The sequence below is a fragment of the Rahnella sp. PAMC25617 genome, from assembly GCF_050606005.1.
Lineage (GTDB): Bacteria > Pseudomonadota > Gammaproteobacteria > Enterobacterales > Enterobacteriaceae > Rahnella > Rahnella variigena.
The window spans coordinates 1-210 of the sequence record NZ_JBOCUM010000175.1; the positions used below are offsets into that span (position 1 = coordinate 1).

1 protein-coding gene is annotated in these 210 nt (G+C 39.5%); it reads right to left on the reverse strand.

Features of this window, described 5'->3' with window-relative positions:
• The coding region (locus ACM615_RS24110) for a transcriptional regulator SplA domain-containing protein (protein ID WP_431012664.1) at positions 1-126 on the reverse strand (126 nt) is incomplete at its 3' end.
• Positions 127-210: the final 84 nt, after the last annotated feature.

Genomic DNA, 210 nt, shown 5'->3' on the forward strand with positions numbered 1-210 from the left:
GTATGGATGTGAAACGATTTCTGCTTCTTTGATTAGTGCTACGTTTGCTGCATGTGGATTTCGATAAATCACATATACTTGATCACCCGGTTTATAGTCTGAGAAAGGCAATCTGGTCACCTCCATTTTTCTTATAGAATGCCCTTCTCTCTGACGGATATGACCCAATATGATAAAATTCGACAAAAAAACCAGACAGGGTGACTGTCT